The sequence below is a fragment of the Candidatus Accumulibacter similis genome, from assembly GCA_013347225.1.
Classification (GTDB): domain Bacteria; phylum Pseudomonadota; class Gammaproteobacteria; order Burkholderiales; family Rhodocyclaceae; genus Accumulibacter; species Accumulibacter similis.
This window is the reverse complement of record CP054595.1, coordinates 3,906,366-3,923,915: the sequence shown is the minus strand read 5'-3', so window position 1 is coordinate 3,923,915 and position 17,550 is coordinate 3,906,366. Positions and strand designations below refer to the sequence as shown.

The window sequence follows — 17,550 nt, the reverse complement described above, 5'->3', positions numbered from 1 at the left end:
CGCGCGGCCAGCCTGAAGGAGAGCAAGATGTCGCCGACCACCACGATTCTCGATCTGACTGCCACACCGCAGGATCAGGCACCCTTGCCGGGGCTGCTGCGCAACGTCCGGCGTGCCGTCGATGCCGGTGACGATCCCTTCATGCCGGCTGGCTACCTGCAGCCGCGGGCCTGCTTCGAGCTCGGCGCGACGGCCCGCGGTGGCACCGCCGTCAGCCAGCAGTACGTGGCGCAGGCGGATGAAGTGCTGGTCATCGAGCTGGCCGACGGCGGGGTGCTGATCACCAGTGCCACCGAGTTGCAGACGTCGCTGACGCGAAGTCGTCCCGATCTCCTCGGCAGCCACGGCGAGATCCTGTTCGATCGCCTGCGCAGCGACGGCGCGGCGACGCGTGGCCTCGCCGGCGATCTCGTCGGCGGCCTGATCAGCCGGGTTTTCGCGCTGGCGGTCGGCGCCAGCGAAGACGCGATCATCACCGACGCCAGGCAGAGGCTCGGCGAGCTGACCAAGGGCAGGGGGTCCGAGGCCGTCGAGCTGGGCGTTTCCTGGCTCGGCACCAAGGCGCTGATGTGGGCAATCGAGAAGCGACTGGAGCGGCAGCCGGGACTCTACTGCTGGCCGCCTCTGCGTGGCGCTGCGCCGGCCGCGGAGTCGGACGAGCAGGCGCGGGCGCGGGCGCAGCAGGAGCTTCTGGCGGCCGCTGCCGCGGCCGAGCCGGTCCTCGTCTTCATCCACGGCACGGGATCGAGCACGCGCGGCAGCTTCGGCGACCTGCAGCTCGACGAGCGCGAGCTGTGGAGCGTTCTCGAGCGGCAGTTCAACGGCCGTATCTACGCCTTCGAACACCGGACGCTGTCCGAGAGCCCGATCGAGAACGCGCGGCAGTTGCTGGCGGCGCTGCCGGATGGCCTGCAGCTCAGCCTGGTTTCGCACTCGCGTGGCGGCCTGGTCGGTGATCTCATCTGCCTCGGGAATTTCGACCACCTGATCGAGCACTACCGCAGTGACCTGCCGGCCACCGGCGAGACCGACACCGCTGCCGCGCAGGTCGTGCAGCGCGAGATCGGCGACGCGCATGGCGAACAACGGCGACTCTTGCGCGCCCTGGCCAGCGAGCTGGCAGCGAAGAAGCTCGTCGTCCAGCGCTACGTGCGGGTTGCCAGCCCGGCGCAGGGAACACGGCTGGCCAGCGGCAACCTCGATGTCTTCCTCTCCGGGTTGTTGACGCTGCTCGGACAGATCCCGTTCTTCTTCGGCAACCCGCTCTATTCGGCCTTCAAGCGTGTGGTGCTCGAGATCGCCCGGCGACGGACGAGCGCCCATCTGGTGCCGGGCCTCGAGGCGATGCTGCCCGAATCACCGATGGCGCGCCTGCTGCGCGAGGCGCCGGTGCGCGCGGGAATCGAGATGGCGGTGATCGCCGGCGACATCGAGGGCGGCGGCCTGCTGCAGCGCCTGGGGGTGCTGCTGACCGACTTCCTGCTCTTCGACAACCTCGACAACGACCTGGTCGTCGATACCGATTCGATGTACGCCGGCATCGCGCCGCAGGCGCGCGCGCGGGCGTTGTTCGACCGTGGCACCGCGGTATCGCACTTCGCCTACTTCAGCAACATCGACACGCGGGCAGCCCTGCGTGACTGGCTGGTGAGCAGCGACGTCGGCTCGCTGGCGGCTTTCCAGCCCTTGCCGGGGCCTTTCGCCGATGCCGTCATGCCCGGCGCCCGGCTGCGGCGCGCTGGCGAAACGGCGGTCGCCGATCTGCCGGTGGTCGTCGTCCTGCCCGGTGTGATGGGCTCACACCTGCAGGTAGGGCGCCGCGACCGTGTCTGGTTCGATCCGCTCGACATTGCCAGTGGTGGTCTCGACAAGATCGCCTGGGGGCAGCCGGAAGTCGAGGCGGAGGAACTGTTCGGCATGTTCTATGGTGATCTCTGCAGTTTTCTCGCCGCCAGCCACCGTGTCGAGTGCTTTGCCTACGACTGGCGGCAGCCGCTCGACGTGCTTGGCGAACGCCTGGCGGCGTTGCTCGATCGCTTGTTGCAGGAGACGCAACAGCCGATCAGGTTGCTGGCTCACAGCATGGGCGGGCTCGTCGTGCGCGCCTGCATCCATCGGCGGCGACCAGTGATGGATGCGCTGATGGCGCGGCCGGGCGCCCGTCTGGTGATGCTCGGCACGCCGAACCAGGGCGCCTACTCGATGGTCGAGAACCTGCTCGGCAAGGGCGATACGCTGCGCTCACTGGTGCGACTCGATGTCCGGCACGACATGCGCGAAGTGCTGCAGATCGTCTCCGGCTTCCGTGGCGCCCTGCAGTTGTTGCCCAAGCCGGGCTTCGTCGACTGCTTTCAGGGGCAGCCGGAAGGTGGCCTGGGCGGCCAGATCTTCCAGCGGGCAGCGATTTGGCAGGACTACCGGCAGAAGGTTAAGGATTTCTGGTTTGGCGACGGCCAGTCGGCGACGCCGAGCCAGGCGGAGCTCGACGAGGGCAGCTGGCTCTGGCGGCAGGATGGCGAGCGGACGCCCGCCCTGCCGAAGGAATACGAGCAGCAGTCGGTCTACGTCTTCGGCGTTGCACGCAATACGCCCTGCGGCATCCGCGAGGAGAAGGGGCGGCTGAAGATGGTCGGCACGACGCAGGGGGACGGCACGGTGACCTGGGCCTCCGGACGGATCGACAACGTCGGCAGCTACTATTACATGCCGGCGCAGCACGGTGATCTGCCATCGACCAGCGAGTATCATCCGGCGCTCGCCGAACTGCTGCACAGCGGCGCCACCGGTGCGTTGCTGCGCAGCCCGCCGGCGGTGCGCGGCGATGCCGAGGTACGGCCGGTCGTCTATGACGCCGGACCACCGCTGCTGGCGAGCGGCGAGGCGGTGGCCGTCGGCCTGCTCGGCGGCGCGCCGCGCAACCGCGTCGCGCCGCGCTCGAAGCGCCGGCTGGAAGTGGCGGTGCGGGCGATGGACCTGCGTTTCCTCGAGCAGCCGATCCTGCTCGGTCACTACGAGCAGGATCCGATTTCCGGCGCCGAGGCGCTGATCGACCGCGAACTGCTCGACGGCGATCTCGGCGAACGCTACAACCTCGGCCTCTATGCCGGACCGCGGGGCAGTGCGACGGTCGTGCTGCGACTGCCGAACGCCCAGGAGCGGCGGCGCGGGTCGCTGCGCGGCGCCGTCGTCTGTGGTTTGGGGAGCTACGACGGCAGCCTGAACGTCGAGGATCTGACCGCCGCGGTGCGCGCCGGTGTGCTGCGCTATCTGCTGCAGGCGATCGACGTGTTCGGCGACGAGGATCGTGACCTGCCTCTGGCGACCCTGCTCCTCGGCTACAATTCGTCGGCCAGCGTGTCGGTCGCGGCTTCGGTCGAAGCGCTGGTGCGTGGGGTCATCGAGGCCAACGCGCGCTTCCACGAGGCAACCCGGCGTCACATCCGGGTCAGTCGGGTCGACATCGTCGAACTGTACCAGGACACCGCGATCACCGCCGCCTATGCCTTGCGCCGGGTGCCGGAGCGACTTGCCGGACTGCTCGGCCGCCACGGCGTCGCGCTGGTCTGCCGGCCACACCTGCAGCAGGGCGAAGGCTGGAGGCGGCGCCTGTTCGACCGCAGCGGGTCTGCCTACTGGCCGCGTCTGATGATCACCGCCGCCGACCGGCGGGAGCCGGTCGAGGTGGCTGCGACGCCGCCGGCCGGTGTCGGCGCGGCACCCGCCGACGCTGCCGGGCGGCCGCCGCGGGCGGCGCGTACGGCGGTCACCGATCGCTTGCGTTTCCTCTACGTCGGCCAGCGGGCGCGCGCCGAGTCGATCGTTCATCAGCGCCAGCCGGGCCTGGTCGAGATGCTGGTGCGGCAGCAGATCCACAGCACGGTCTGGCAGGAGAGCTTCGGCCGCGCACTCTTCCAACTGATGGTGCCGAACGACTTCAAGGACGCCGCCCGGCAGCTCGAGCGCATCGTCCTGGTGGTCGACGACCAGACGGCGAACCTGCCGTGGGAGCTCATGTTCGCCGAGTCGCAGGGAGGCGGTGGCGAGAAGCTGCCGCTGGCGTTGCGGACGCCGGTGGTACGGCAGTTCGCCACCAGCGAGTTTCGGCGGCAGGTACGGCAGGGATTCGAGCGCCGGGCTTTCGTCGTCGGCAACCCCTCGGTCGAAGGCTTCAGCCGCGCCTTTCCCGACCCACGGCGGCCGGATGCCGCCAATCCACCGCCCTTGCCCGGCGCCGAGAGCGAGGCGAACGAGGTGGCTGCCGTACTGCAGGCGATGGGCTACCAGGTGCTGTCGGCGATCGGTGCCGACTGGCGTGCCGGCGACGTGCTGACGCGACTGTATCAGGAGGACCATCGGCTGCTGCACATTTCGGCGCATGGCGTCTTCGACCAGTTGCACGTCGATGGCCGGCGGCGCAGCGGGGTCGTCCTCTCCGATGGACTGCTGCTCACAGCGGCCGAGATCAGGGCGATGGAAACGGTTCCCGAACTGGTCTTCCTCAGTTGTTGTCATCTCGGCAAGATCGATACCGGCGTCGCTGCCGACACCGCCGACGGGGCGACGGTGCGTGACGGCAACCTGCTTGCCGCGAGCGTTGCGCGCGAGTTGATCGACTGCGGTGTGCGCTGCATCGTCGTTGCCGGCTGGGCGGTCGACGACCAGGGGGCGCTGGTTTTCGGCAATGCCTTCTACCGCCACCTGCTGGTCGAGCGGCTGCCCTTCGGCGAGGCGGTACACGAAGCGCGCAAGGCGGTCTGGAGCAGCAATGCGCAGGACATCACCTGGGGTGCCTTCCAGGCCTACGGCGATCCCGGCTGGCGCGCCGAGCCGCGTCTCGAGGGCAGCGGCCACGATGATTCGGGCTACGCGTCGGTCGACGAACTGCTTGATGAGCTGGTGTGCTGGCGGGCGGGGCTGGCTCGAGCGAGCCGTCAGCAGACGCGCCGCGAGATCGAGGCCAGCATCAGGAACCTCCGTCGCCTGCTCAGGGAGCGCTGCCCCGCCGGTTGGCGGCGGCTGCCGTCGGTACAGTTCGCCGTCGGCGCGCTGTGGGCCGATCTCGGTCAGTTTGCCGAGGCGCGCAACTGCTATCTCGATGCATTGCAGGACGACGATGACCCCGGCCAGGTGCCGGTCGGAGCCATCGAGCAACTGGCGAACATCGAGGCTCGCCTCGGTGAGGCCAGCGCCGATCCGGGCCTGATCGAGCGGGCTCTCGAACGCCTTGCAGATCTCGAACAGGTGGTCGCCGCGGCAGGCCGGCAGCCGGACGGGGTGGCACCGGCGACCGCGGGTGGCGAGCGCTGTGCCTTGCGCGGCGGGGCCGCCAAGCGCCTGGCGAGTCTCCATGCCACGCGACTGATCGCCGCCTGGAACGACGGCGCGGCGCAGCAGCGGGCGGTGGTCGCGGATGCGGCGGCGGCCATGGATCGCGCGCTGCTTGACAGCGCACGCTTCTACGCCGCCGGTGAAGGCAGGCCGGGTGAGGGCTCGTTCCGCGCCTACAACGCACTCAATCGGCTCGCACTGCAGGCACTGCTGCCCGATGATGGGGGGCGCGCCGCGGCGATTGCGCTCGCCGGCCACTGCCGGCAGGGCGTCGGCGGTGGCAGTGTGAGCGGCGCCGGTGTCTGGGATGCGCTCATCGTCGCCGACGCGCTGCTGGTCGAGCGGCTGCTCGACCAGCAACTGCTGCAGGCCGGCGAGGACGGCGAGCGGGCGTACGAGGAAGTCGCCCGTGCCTACGCCGAGACGCTGGCCAGCCTCGCTTTGCGGCCGCGCGATCTCGACTCGATCGTCAGCCAGATCGGCATGCTGTCACGCTTCTGCGATGCTCGCCGGGTGACCAGTGGCGAGACGGGGTGGCAGCTCGCCGCCGATCGTCTGGTCGCGCTGGTCGAGCAGGTCTGGCCGGGCGCCGGTCAGCGGGCCGACCGCCCGCTGGAGCCGCTGGCGGCTGGCGATGCATCGCCCCGTTCCGGCCGGCCGCGCCGTGCCCGGGGCACCACGCCATGAGCGGCGGCGCCGTGCTGGCTGCCGCCACCGCCAGCCCAGCGTGGCGCTGAGGAGATGCCGATGCAGGCACACGCCTTCGTAGCCATGCCCTTCGGCAGCAAGCCCGGGCCCGATGGCCAGCTGATCGATTTCAATCGCGTCTACGCCGAATACATCCGGCCGGCGCTCGAGGCGGCGGGGATGGAGGTGTTTCGCGCTGACGAGGAGCAGCGTGCCGGCGACATCCGCACCGACATGTTCCAGGAGTTGCTGATCGCCGACCTCGTCGTCGCCGATCTCACCCTCGACAACCCGAACGTCTGGTACGAACTCGGCGTGCGGCATGCCCTGCGCGCACGCGGCGTGGTGCTGGTGCAGGGGCCACGACCGAACCAGCCCTTCGACATCTACACCGACCGCAAGCTGCGCTACTCGCTGCGCGACGGCGCGCCGGACCCGGCGACCGTCGAGCAGGATCGCGCGGCACTGACGGCGATGGTCTGCGCCAGCATGGCGAGTTCGACGCGCCGCAAGGTGAGCCCAGTCTTCCAGCTGATGCCGCAACTCGAGCAACCGCAGTGGCGCCGGCTCCTGCTCGCCGAGCGCAACGAGTTCTCCGATGCCTACGAAAGCTGGGCGAGCCGGATGGAGGTATCGCGGCAGAAGAACCGGCCGGGCGACATACTCGTCCTCGCCGAGGAGACCCCGGTGCGCGCGCTGCAGCTCGAGGCCAGGCGGACCGCAGGGCAGGCGCTGCTGAAGCTCAAGCAGTACGAACTGGCGCTCGAGCAGTTCGAGCAGGCGCTGACGATCGAAGCTGACGACAAGCCGAGCCGGGAGCGGAAGTCGGTCTGCCTGGGCCGACTCGGCCGCTTCGAGGAGGCGCGCGAGCTGGTGCACCGGCTGACCGCCGATCATCCCCGCGACGCCGAATGCTGGGCGCTTGCCGGGCGCATCGAGAAGGAGCGCTGGGTGGCGCTCTGGCGCCAGCCCGACCTCACGCCGGTGCAGATGCGTGAAGCCGCCGCCTTCGAGAATGCTGTGCTGGGCGAGGCAATCGCTCCCTATCATCAGGCCTTTGTCGCCGATCCCGCGCACCATTACGCCGGCGTCAACGCCCTGACGCTGTTGCTGCTGCGGCAGCATCTGGGTGGCGACAGCGATCCGCAGCTGCTCGAGAACCTCAGTGGCGGCGTGCGCTGGGCCAGCCTGACGGCGCAGGAGCGCGATCGCAAGGACTACTGGGCGCGTGCCAGCTACGCCGAGGTGTGCCTGCTGCTGGCGCCGGTCGAATCGGTGCGCCGGGAGTTCAGCCACATGGCCGCGGCGGCCAACCAGGACTGGTTCGCGCTCGAATCGAGTCGGCAGACCTTGAGCCTGTTGCGTGACATCGATTTTCGCCCGGCGGAAACAGCCGCCGCCATGAGCATCGTCGATCGCGCGATCGCGCGCAGTGCGCCACCCCTTGCGCCACGGCAGGTGCTGCTGTTCAGTGGCCACATGATCGATGCCGCCGGTCGTCTGCCGCCGCGCTTTCCCGCCGACCGGGAAGGGCTGGTGGCGGAACGGATTGCCCGGGTGCTCGACCAGCTCGGCGTCGCTGCCGGCGATCTGGCGCTGTCGCAGGCGGCGAGCGGTGGTGACCTGCTGTTCCTCGAGGCCTGCCAAGCGCGCGGCGCCCGCCTGCAGGTGATGCTGCCGTTCGCCGAACCGGAGTTCATCGAGCGCTCGATCCTGCCGGCGAGCAATGGCGAGCAGTGGCGCGAGCGCTACTTCGCCGTCACCGCGACTCTGGCCGAGCAGCCGCGGATCATGCCCGACGAGCTCGGACCGCTGCCCGCGGGAGGCCGGGGAAGGACGGTCAATGCTTTCGAACGCTGCAACCTCTGGCTGCTCCATACCGCGCTCGCCTGGGGTGTCGACAAGGTCCGCTTCATCTGTCTGTGGAACGGCGGCGGCGGCGATGGGCCCGGCGGCACCAGTCACATCTACAACGAAGTCAAGCGGCGCACCGGGCGGGTGAACTGGATCGATACGCGCAAGTTGTGGTGACGCCCGCCGGCTGCGGCTGGCGAAGCTACGCGATGCCGGCCCGCCGGTTGCCCGATCGCCGTCTCGCAATATCTTGCGAATGTCGCGAAGTGATTGCCCGTGAAGCCGCAGCAGCGCTATAATCGCGGGCTTTTCACCTTGCTCCACCGCTCGCATGGCGGGGGGCTTCAGCCACAAGGAGTGTTCATGCGCCATTACGAAATCGTCCTGATCGTCCATCCCGACCAGAGTGAGCAGGTGCCCGCGATGGTCGAGCGCTACAAGGGGCTCATCGCCTCGCGTGGCGGACAGATCCACCGCCTCGAGGACTGGGGTCGCCGGCAACTCGCCTATCCGATCCAGAAACTGCACAAGGCCCACTACCTGCTGTTGAACATCGAGTGTGACAGCGCGACGCTGAACGAACTGGAGCACGGCTTCAAGTTCAACGATGCCATTCTTCGCCATCTGACGATCAAGGCGAAGCGCGCCGTCACTGCGCCGTCGCCGATGATGAAGGACGAGAAATCCAAGTCGCTGCTGGAAGTCCGTGAACCGGCTGCCGCCGGCGAGCAGCCAGCAGCCTGAGTCGGCGGCGCTGCTCAACCGTGTCGAGCTCGCTGGAGTCCTGATCGAGCGCAAGGCGCTGCGTTTCACGCCGGCCGGAGTGCCGGTCACGGAGTGCCTGATCGGTCACCAGTCGGAGCAGATCGAGGCCGGCAGCCAGCGCCGCGTCGAATGTGAGGTGCAGGCGATCGCTCTCGGCGAGACAGCGCGCTGGCTGCAGGCGGCGAGTCCCGGAACACGGCTGCAGTTGAGCGGATTTCTCGCCGCGCGCAGCCGCCACAGCAGGCAGCCGCGACTGCATGTAACCAAGATCGAATTTGTCGAAGGAAATCAAGATGCCAAGGTTCTTCAAGAAGAAGGATGACAAGAACGTCAAGAAACGGGGTAGTGGTCTCTTCAAGCGGCGCAAGTTCTGCCGCTTCACTGCCGAGAAGATGGAAGAGATCGACTACAAGGATGTCGATCTCTTCAAGGAGTACATCGCGGAGAACGCCAAGATCATGCCCGCTCGCCTGACGGGCACCAAGGCGGGCTATCAGCGGATGCTGTCGGTGGCGATCAAGCGCGCACGTTTCCTCGCGCTGTTGCCCTACACCGACAATCACCAGTAAGCGGGGAGACGACGATGCAAATCATTCTGATGGAGAAAGTCGCCAACCTCGGCAATCTCGGCGATCTGCTCAAGGTGAAGGACGGCTACGCGCGCAACTTCCTGATACCGACCGGCAAGGCCAGGCGCGCGACGCCGGCGGCGCTGCAGGAGTTCGAAGCGAAGCGGGCCGAACTCGAGCAGGCGGCGGCGGCGAAGCTCGCTGATGCGCAGGCCTATGCCGAGAAACTCGCCGGTGTCGTCGTGCGGATCGAGCGCAAGGCTGGTGTCGATGGTCGCCTGTTTGGTTCGGTGACCAACTTCGACATTGCCGACGGCCTGCGCGCACAGGGCTTCGAGATCGAGAAGTCGGCCGTGCGCATGCCTGGCGGACCACTGAAGACGCTTGGCGAGGCACAACTGGAAGTCGCGCTGCATGGCGACGTGCTGGCGACGATCACGGTCGCCGTGGTCATCGAACAGGCGAAGATCTAGGGCAGCCCGGCAGGCGGGGTTGCCTGTGGTCGACAAGGAGCCTTGCCTGACGGCAAGGCTTTTCTGCTTCTGGGCACTGGATCGGGCGCCAGCGCGCTAGACTCGCGGTCGTGCTCCTTTCTTTCGTTGCGGATTCCCGATGGCCAGTTCGTTCGACCCAATCAGCCCCGACGACCGGCAACGCCGCCCGGCCGGGCGCGACCCGCGGCGCGCCAGCGGCCCACAGCCCGACTCGGTGCTGTCGGAGCTGCGTGTGCCGCCCCATTCGCTGGAAGCCGAGCAATCGGTCCTCGGCGGCCTGTTGCTCGACAACGCGGCTTTCGACCGCATCGCTGACCTGGTTGGCGAAGGCGATTTCTATCGCGACGAGCACCGGCGCATCTATCGCCAGATGCGCAAGCTGCTCGAAAGTGGCAAGCCGGCCGACGCGGTCACGGTCGCCGAGAGCCTCGACCTGGCCGGTGAGGGCAAGGCGACCGGTGGCCTGGCCTACCTCGGGGAACTGGCGGCGAACACACCATCGGCGGCAAACATCCGCCGCTATGCCGAGATCGTCCGCGAGCGCGCGATCCTGCGCCAGCTGGTCACGGCTGGTGACGAGATTGCCGGCAGCGCGCTCAACCCGCTCGGCCGCGACGCGAAAACCCTGCTCGACGAAGCCGAGGCGAAGGTGTTTGCCATTGCCGAGGGCGGCTTTCGCCATCAGACCGGCTTCGTCCATATCAATCCGCTGCTGACGCAGGTTGTCGAACGGATCCAGGAACTGCACGATCGCGACAACCCGTCCGACATCACCGGCGTGCCCACCGGTTACCACGACCTCGACGGCAAGACCTCCGGCCTGCAGAGCGGCGATCTGCTGATCGTCGCCGGCCGGCCGTCGATGGGCAAGACCTCGTTCGCGATGAACATTGCCGAGCATGTGGCGCTCGAGGTCGGGTTGCCGGTGGCGATCTTCTCGATGGAGATGGGCGGCACGCAGCTGGCGATGCGCATGCTCTGCTCGGTCGGTCGTCTCGACGCGCACCGCGTCCGTACCGGGCGCCTGAACGACGACGAATGGTCGCGCCTGTCCTTTGCCCTTGGCCGCATGCACGAAGCGCCGATCTACATCGACGAGACACCGGCCCTCAATCCGATCGACCTGCGGGCGCGTGCCCGTCGTCTTTACCGTCAGTGCGGCCAACTCGGGCTGATCGTCATCGATTACCTGCAGTTGATGTCGGCGACCTCGCATGGCGAGAACCGGGCGACGGAGATCTCCGAGATCTCGCGTTCTCTCAAAGGCTTGGCGAAGGAACTTGGCGTGCCGCTGATGGCGCTGTCGCAGCTCAACCGCTCGCTCGAACAGCGGCCGAACAAGCGCCCGGTGATGTCCGACCTGCGCGAATCCGGAGCGATCGAGCAGGATGCCGACGTGATCATGTTCATCTATCGCGATGAAGTCTACAACCCGGACACGCCGGAAAAGGGCGTCGCCGAGATCATCATCGGCAAGCAGCGCAACGGTCCGATCGGCACCGTGCGCCTGACCTTCCTCGGCGAGTACACGCGCTTCGAGAGCTTTGCCAGCCCGGGATCGTACTGAGCGCCGGCAGCGGTAGCGTCGCGTCAGCCGTCTACGCGGCTGGAGGTGACGGTGTAGCTGCAGCGCTGGCTGTCGCTGCTGTCGAAACGCTGGCCGCCCGCCTCGATCTGCGGCAGCACCAGGAAGGGTAGCGGACCGCCGCTGGCGCCCTGCAGCTGGACATCCTGCGCGGTATTGAGCGCCAGCCAGTTCCTCTCCCAGAAACCGAACAGCAGCTTGCGCAGGACGAGCAGCTTCGGGTCGCCGTAGCCCAGGTTCTCGTCGCGGATGGCCTTGCGCACATCGCCGGGATCGACCGGGATCCAGCCATAACCCGGAGTGTAGAACTCGGCGCGGCAGTGCTGCCCGGTGCCGAGGTTGCCGGTCGCGCCCAGTCCGGAAAAGAGTCGCGAACCATCGATGCGCAGCCCGAAGACCGGCCGCGCCGGGATGCCGATCGAACGGCACAGGGCAACGAAGAGCAGGGCGATGTCGGCACTGCCACCGCTCAGCCGCCCGCTGTCGAGCATTGCTTCGACGTTGCCGCGGCCGATGCCCGCCGGCACCGGGTCGTAGGTGGTGTTCTCGATCACCCAGTCGTAGATCGCCTTGCCCTGGGCCACCGGATCCTTGATTCGACCCACCGCCGTCTCGGCGGTACGCCGCACGAGTCCGTCGGTCGGTACCAGGTTGCTCGATTGCAGGCAGCGGCGCAACACCTCGCCACGCTCGGCGACACTGCCGCGGCGGGTGATGTCGAAGTTCCGGTCGCGTTTGGCCACCTGGCTGACCAGTTGCAGCCTGGGTGTCGCGGCAACATGGTTCCAGTCGGCGTAGAAGACTTCCAGGTCGGCCACCGGGTCGCGGTAGACGCCGGCGCTGTCGAAGTTGCCTCGCCAGTCATGCCCCAGCGCCCGCTGCCAGGGGTTGTCGCGGTATTGTGCCAGCGGCAGCCAGAGGCGCAGCTTGCCCTTGACGTTGTTGAGCGTGATCAGCGAGGTGACGTCGTAGGTTCGCCACTGTGGCTGCGGCTCGTCCGGCAGCGCGATGGCGTTGTAGGTCTGTTCGTTGGTCGTTGCCGGCGAACTGGCAACGGCCGCCGGGGCGGCAGTCGGCGGCTCCGCGACCGGGCGGTAGGTCTGTCTGCCGCGCGAGCGACTCCGGTTGTCCGTCCTCGTCTCGCGCCTGCTGCGGCTGGCCGATTCGCCCGCTGGTTTGCTGCCCGGCTTGCTGCTCTTTTCCTTCCTGGCGGCCAGAGCCGGCGCTGGCGCCAGCAGCGAAATCAGCGCAGAAGCAGCAAGGAAATCGCGTCGTTTCAATCGACTCTCCGGCAGGCGCCGGACCGCTGCCGGCAGCACTCGGGGGCAGCGATCGGTGGCCACAAACGGCTGGGCCGTGTCATGAGACACGGCCCAATTTGCCGGCGATTATAGCACTTCACCGGCGTAATCGGCGAGGCGGGAGCGCTCGCCACGCTGCAGGGTGACGTGGCCGGCATGTTCCCAGCCCTTGAAGCGGTCGACGACATAGCTCAGGCCGGAACTGCCTTCGCTGAGGTAAGGCGTGTCGATCTGCGCGATGTTGCCGAGACAGATCACCTTGGTTCCGGGGCCTGCACGGGTGATCAGCGTCTTCATCTGCTTCGGCGTCAGGTTCTGCGCCTCGTCGATGATCAGGTAGCGGTTGAGGAAGGTGCGGCCGCGCATGAAGTTGAGCGACTTGATCCGGATGCGGTGGCGGATCAGGTCGTGGGTGGCTGCCCGGCCCCAGTCGCCGGCCTGCTCGTCGCCCCGGTTGAGGACCTCGAGATTGTCCTCGAGGGCGCCCATCCACGGTCCCATCTTCTCTTCCTCGGTGCCCGGCAGGAAACCGATGTCCTCGCCGACCGGCACCGTCACGCGGGTGACGATGATTTCGCCGTAGCGCCTGTCGTCGAGCACCTGCGCCAGGCCGGCAGCCAGTGTCAGCAGGGTCTTGCCGGTGCCGGCCTGGCCTAGCAGTGTGACGAAATCCACCTCCGGGTTCATCAACGCATTGAGGGCGAAGTTCTGCTCGCGATTGCGCGCCGTGATTCCCCAGACGCTGTTCTTGGAATGGCTGTAGTCGATCAGCGTCTCGAGTTCGGCGGTCGTCCCGGCGAGCGAGCGGACGATCGCCTGCAGCGGGCGTTCGCCTTCCTGGAACAGGAACTGGTTGACCAGAAACTGCGGGCACAGCGGACCGCTGATGCGGTACCGTGTCCGCCCGTCCCGGCTGCGCGACACCATGTCCTGGCCGTGCTCGTCCCAGAAGTCGGCGGGCAGTTCGCGCATGCCGGTGTACAGCAGGTCGGTGTCTTCGAGCACCTTGTCGTTGAAGTAGTCCTGTGCCTGCAATCCCAGGGCACGCGCCTTGATGCGCATGTTGATGTCCTTGGAGACGAGGATCACCGGGCGTTCGGGATGGCTCTTCTGGAGGTGGATGACGACCGCCAGGATCTGGTTGTCGGCCTTCGCTGTCGGCAGTCCGGCTGGCAGTTCGCCGGTGATCGCTTCAGTCTGCAGGAAGAGGCGGCCACTGGCGAGCTGGCGCGAGGCGCCGTCGAGAGCGATGCCCAGTTCGATCGCGGTGGCCGTGCCGTTGACGATTTCGTCGAGCGTGCGCGTCACCTGGCGTGCATTGCGGGCGATCTCCGACATTCCTTTCTTGTGGCCGTCGAGTTCCTCGAGGGTCATGATCGGCAGAAACAAGTCGTGCTCCTGGAAGCGGTACAGACAGGTCGGGTCGTGCATCAGCACATTGGTGTCGAGGACGAAGAGCTTCCTCGCTGTCGCAGTCACGGGACTGCTGTCGACGGCGTTCCTGCGGGACATGTCGGGGATCTTCCGGAGTGATCGCAGCGTTGCTCGGGCGTTTCAGAGGTGGCTGACGAAGTCGAGCACTTCCTGCGCGTGTCCGGCCACCCGGACGCCGCGCCATTCGCGCCGCAGGACTCCGTTGCCATCGATGACGAAGGTGCTGCGTTCTATGCCGCGCACCTGCCTGCCGTACATCGACTTCATCCGGATCACCGCGAAGCGGTTGCACAGCATTTCGTCGCTGTCGCTGATGAGGACGAAAGGCAGTTCCTGTTTCGCCGTGAAATTGTCGTGCGACCTGAGGCTGTCGCGTGACACACCGGCGATGATCGCGCCGGCAGCGACGAACTGCGGATGCAGGTCACGAAAGTCCCGCGCCTCGCTGGTGCAGCCGGGGGTGCTGTCCTTGGGGTAGAAATAGAGGACCACGGCACTGCCGCGGCAGGCGGAGAGGCTGAAGATGCGGCCGCCGCTGGCGGGCAGGCTGAAGTCTTCGACAGGCTGGTCGATCATGGCTGGTCTCGGAGGAGGGCGTGGAGGAGGCGATTGTGGTAAGAAAGGGGAGCCCGGGTCAAGCGCCAGGCTTCGTTCCTTCGTCCTGTCGGCACGCTTGCTTTTTTCTCGTTGCTGTACAAAAATACAGTCATGCCAACAGAGGGTGCCGATCATGCTCAGGATTACAACGCGGCAACAGGAAATACTCGAATTCATTCGCAACACGCTGGAAAGCCTCGGCGCGCCGCCGACGCGGGCGGAGATCGCCACCGCCTTTGGTTTCGCCTCGCACAACGCGGCCGAGGAACATCTGCGGGCACTTGCCAGAAAGGGTCTGATCACCCTCGAGCCGGGCTCGGCGCGCGGCATCCGCCTGGTCGAACAACTCGGCCTGCCGTTGATCGGCAGCGTCGCCGCCGGCAGCCCGATACTCGCGGTGGAGAACGTGCAGCGCCGTTACACGCTCGATGCCGGCCTGTTCTCGCCGCGTGCCGATTTCCTCCTGCGGGTGCGCGGCCTGTCGATGATCGATGCCGGCATTTTCGATGGTGACCTGCTTGCCGTGCACCGCAGCGGCGAGGCGCGCAACGGCCAGATCGTCGTCGCCCGGCTCGATGACGAGGTAACGGTCAAGCGCTTCCGGCAGCGTGACGGCATCGTCGAGCTGACTGCCGAAAATCCCGATTTCGCGCCGATCGTCGTCGATCCCGAGCGGCGGTCACTGGTCATCGAAGGCATCGCTGTCGGCTTGATCCGCAGTGGCGAGACGATCTGAGAAGCACAGTGCTGGCCAACCGGATTTGACCATGTCGTCATCGACCATGCTGATGCAGATCCTCGAACGTCCCGATGTCTGGCGGGGCGATGCGCTGGCCAGGGCAGCGCTGCCCGGCGTGCCGACGGGCTTCGCCGATCTCGACCGCGAGTTGCCCGGTGGCGGCTGGCCGCGTGGTGGTTTGACCGAGCTCCTGCCGTTGCGTCGCGGCGTCGGCGAGCTGAGCCTGCTGTTGCCGGCGCTGGCCCGGCTCTCGCGTGACGAACTGGCCTGGCTGGTTTGCATTGCCCCGCCATATCTGCTTTATGCCCCGGCGCTGCAGGCGGGAGGGGTCGATCTCTCGCGCCTGCTGGTTGCCAGCGCTCCCGGTCGCGATGCCGCCTGGGCCTGCGAACGATCGCTTGCTGCCGATGGAGTCGGTGCCATCGTCGTCTGGCTGCCGGAGGTCCAGGCCACCTCGCTGCGTCGCCTGCAACTGGCCGCCGAGACGAGCCAGGCCCTGCTCTTCGTCTTTCGTCCGGCAGCCTGTGCCAGCGAGCCTTCGCCGGCACCGCTGCGACTGGCTCTCGATGGTGAGGGTGAGCAACTCATCGTTCACCTGCTCAAGCGCCGTGGCAGCGCACAGCCGCTGCCTCTGTCCATCGCCGTGCAACGCCCGCTGCGCTTGCGTCATGCTCTGGCTCGCCCTGCATCTGCCCTGCCTGCCGCTCGAAGTCTTTCCCGACCTGCCATCGCCTAGCGCCATCATCGACCGCGAGCGGGTCATCGTTGCTGATCGTGCGGCGGTGTCGGCGGGCGTGGTGGCCGGCAAGCGGCTGGCTGAAGCACGGGCATTGCTGCCAGATCTGGCGGTTCGGCAGCGCGCTGTCGAGCGTGAGCAGGCGGCCTTGAAGCGGCTCGCCTGCTGGGCCGGCAGTTTCACCTCGGAGGTCTGCTGCCTTGCACAGTCGATGCTGTTGCTCGAAGTGGCCGCTTCACTGCGCCTGTTCGGTGGCGCCGCGAAGTTGTTCGAGGGCGTCGTCGCCGGCTGCGCCGCGCAGGGTCACCTGCCGCAGGCAGCTCTGGCGCCGACACCATTGGCTGCACAGTGGCTGGCGATCGGCGGTGACGACCGGACCTGCTGTGCGCTCGACGAACTGCCGCAACGCCTCGGCGGTCTGCCGCTGTCGGTGCTCGCCCTTGCACCAGGGGATGAGGCCCGTCTCGCCAGCTTCGGCGCGCGTTCGCTTGCCGACCTGCTGCGCTTGCCGCGCGCCGGTCTGGCGCGGCGGCTGGGTACCGGGCTGGTGGCCGATCTGGCGCGGGCGCTGGGTGATTTGCCGGATCCCCGGCAACGTTTCGTCTTTCCGGAGCTTTTTGCCGAACGACTGGAATTGCCACTGCAGGCCGAGCAAGCATCGGCGCTCGGCTGGGCTGCACGTCGCCTGATCGATGCCTTGTGCGGTTGGCTTGCTGCACGAGGTGGTGGAGTCAGTGAATGCGTTTTCGAGTTTCGGCACGAAAGCGGCGCGAGGCAGCGACCGGCGACCGTTCTTGCCCTTGGTTTTGCCGGTGCCACGCGTGACGCCGAGCGGATGAGTCATGTGCTCGGCGAGCGGCTGCAGCGGCTGCATCTGCCGGCAGCGGTCGAGTGCATCGGCTTGCGGGCCGGGGCACCAGCAGCTCTTGTCGGTCATTCGCGCAGCCTGTTCGTCGAACGTGGCGAGGGTGCTGGCGACGAATCGATGGCAGGATTGCTCGAACGGCTGCAGGCACGCCTGGGCGACGATGGCGTGCACGCGCTGTCAGCAGTGGCCGAGCATCGGCCGGAAAACGCCTGGCGGCGGGTTGCGGCGGCGCCGCTGACAGGAGAGAAATCGCCGCCCAGCCCGTTTCTTGCCCCAGCCACGCGCAATTCGTCTGGCGGCCCGCGCCCGCTGTGCATGCTGGCGCAACCACAGGCCTTGCGCGAGCTGGCTGGCCGGCCGCAGTGCGGCGGCCCGCTGCGCCTGCTTGCCGGCCCCGAGCGAATCGAGAGTGGCTGGTGGGACGCGGCGGAGCCGGATGCGCTCGGCGATGTCTGCCGCGACTACTTCGTCGCCATTTCCCGGCGTGACGAATGGCTGTGGATTTTCCGCAGTCAGGCGGGCTGGTTCCTGCACGGCGTCTTTGCCTGAACTCGGGCTGATTTTACTGGAATTTTGCGAGCGCCCTTTTTATA

The 17,550-nt window shown here is 67.4% G+C and carries 13 protein-coding genes; 10 read left to right on the top strand and 3 right to left on the bottom strand.

Annotation, left to right across the window (positions count from 1 at the left end; translation table 11 throughout):
* Positions 1-27 precede the first annotated feature (27 nt).
* From HT579_17285 to dnaB, 7 genes are all read left to right on the top strand, one after another.
* A complete protein-coding gene (locus HT579_17285; protein ID QKS30510.1) occupies positions 28-6,015 on the top strand; it encodes a CHAT domain-containing protein in 5,988 nt (1,995 codons plus the stop codon).
* A 60-nt stretch (positions 6,016-6,075) separates the two neighbouring features.
* Positions 6,076-8,046: a tetratricopeptide repeat protein gene (locus HT579_17280; protein ID QKS30509.1), complete on the top strand. Its 1,971-nt coding sequence runs from the start codon at positions 6,076-6,078 to the stop codon at positions 8,044-8,046.
* Positions 8,047-8,232: 186 nt separating this feature from the next.
* On the top strand, positions 8,233-8,613 hold the full coding sequence (rpsF, locus tag HT579_17275) for a 30S ribosomal protein S6 (GenBank protein QKS30508.1): 381 nt from the start codon (positions 8,233-8,235) through the stop codon (positions 8,611-8,613).
* A gap of 10 nt (positions 8,614-8,623) precedes the next feature.
* Positions 8,624-8,956, top strand: coding sequence for a primosomal replication protein N (gene priB / locus HT579_17270; GenBank protein QKS31696.1), 333 nt, complete (start codon positions 8,624-8,626; stop codon positions 8,954-8,956).
* On the top strand, positions 8,928-9,203 hold the full coding sequence (locus HT579_17265) for a 30S ribosomal protein S18 (GenBank protein QKS30507.1): 276 nt from the start codon (positions 8,928-8,930) through the stop codon (positions 9,201-9,203). Before priB ends, HT579_17265 begins: the two co-directional genes overlap by 29 nt.
* A gap of 14 nt (positions 9,204-9,217) precedes the next feature.
* Entirely contained in the window at positions 9,218-9,676 is a 459-nt protein-coding gene (locus HT579_17260; GenBank protein QKS30506.1) for a 50S ribosomal protein L9, read from the top strand.
* A gap of 235 nt (positions 9,677-9,911) precedes the next feature.
* Positions 9,912-11,264 (top strand): replicative DNA helicase, encoded by a 1,353-nt coding sequence (gene dnaB / locus HT579_17255; protein QKS31695.1) that lies wholly within the window; start codon positions 9,912-9,914, stop codon positions 11,262-11,264.
* 23 nt (positions 11,265-11,287) lie between these two features.
* Here the strand turns inward: dnaB and HT579_17250 are convergent, their stop codons facing one another.
* From HT579_17250 to HT579_17240, 3 genes are all read right to left on the bottom strand, one after another.
* The gene (locus HT579_17250; GenBank protein ID QKS30505.1) at positions 11,288-12,562 is read right to left on the bottom strand and encodes a transglutaminase domain-containing protein; all 1,275 of its coding nucleotides are present in this window, start codon (positions 12,560-12,562) and stop codon (positions 11,288-11,290) included.
* A gap of 108 nt (positions 12,563-12,670) precedes the next feature.
* The gene (locus tag HT579_17245; GenBank protein ID QKS30504.1) at positions 12,671-14,095 is read right to left on the bottom strand and encodes a PhoH family protein; all 1,425 of its coding nucleotides are present in this window, start codon (positions 14,093-14,095) and stop codon (positions 12,671-12,673) included.
* A 42-nt stretch (positions 14,096-14,137) separates the two neighbouring features.
* The gene (locus tag HT579_17240; GenBank protein QKS30503.1) at positions 14,138-14,593 is read right to left on the bottom strand and encodes a peroxiredoxin; all 456 of its coding nucleotides are present in this window, start codon (positions 14,591-14,593) and stop codon (positions 14,138-14,140) included.
* A gap of 154 nt (positions 14,594-14,747) precedes the next feature.
* Between HT579_17240 and lexA the strand changes: the two genes are divergently transcribed.
* The 3 genes from lexA to HT579_17225 are packed head-to-tail and all read left to right on the top strand — an operon-like array spanning position 14,748 to position 17,506.
* Positions 14,748-15,350: a transcriptional repressor LexA gene (lexA, locus tag HT579_17235; protein ID QKS30502.1), complete on the top strand. Its 603-nt coding sequence runs from the start codon at positions 14,748-14,750 to the stop codon at positions 15,348-15,350.
* Positions 15,351-15,375: 25 nt separating this feature from the next.
* A complete protein-coding gene (imuA, locus tag HT579_17230; protein QKS30501.1) occupies positions 15,376-16,089 on the top strand; it encodes a translesion DNA synthesis-associated protein ImuA in 714 nt (237 codons plus the stop codon).
* Positions 16,022-17,506, top strand: a complete 1,485-nt coding sequence (locus HT579_17225) for a DNA polymerase Y family protein (GenBank protein QKS30500.1) — start codon at positions 16,022-16,024, stop codon at positions 17,504-17,506. The genes imuA and HT579_17225 overlap by 68 nt, the downstream gene beginning before the upstream one ends.
* Positions 17,507-17,550 lie beyond the last annotated feature (44 nt).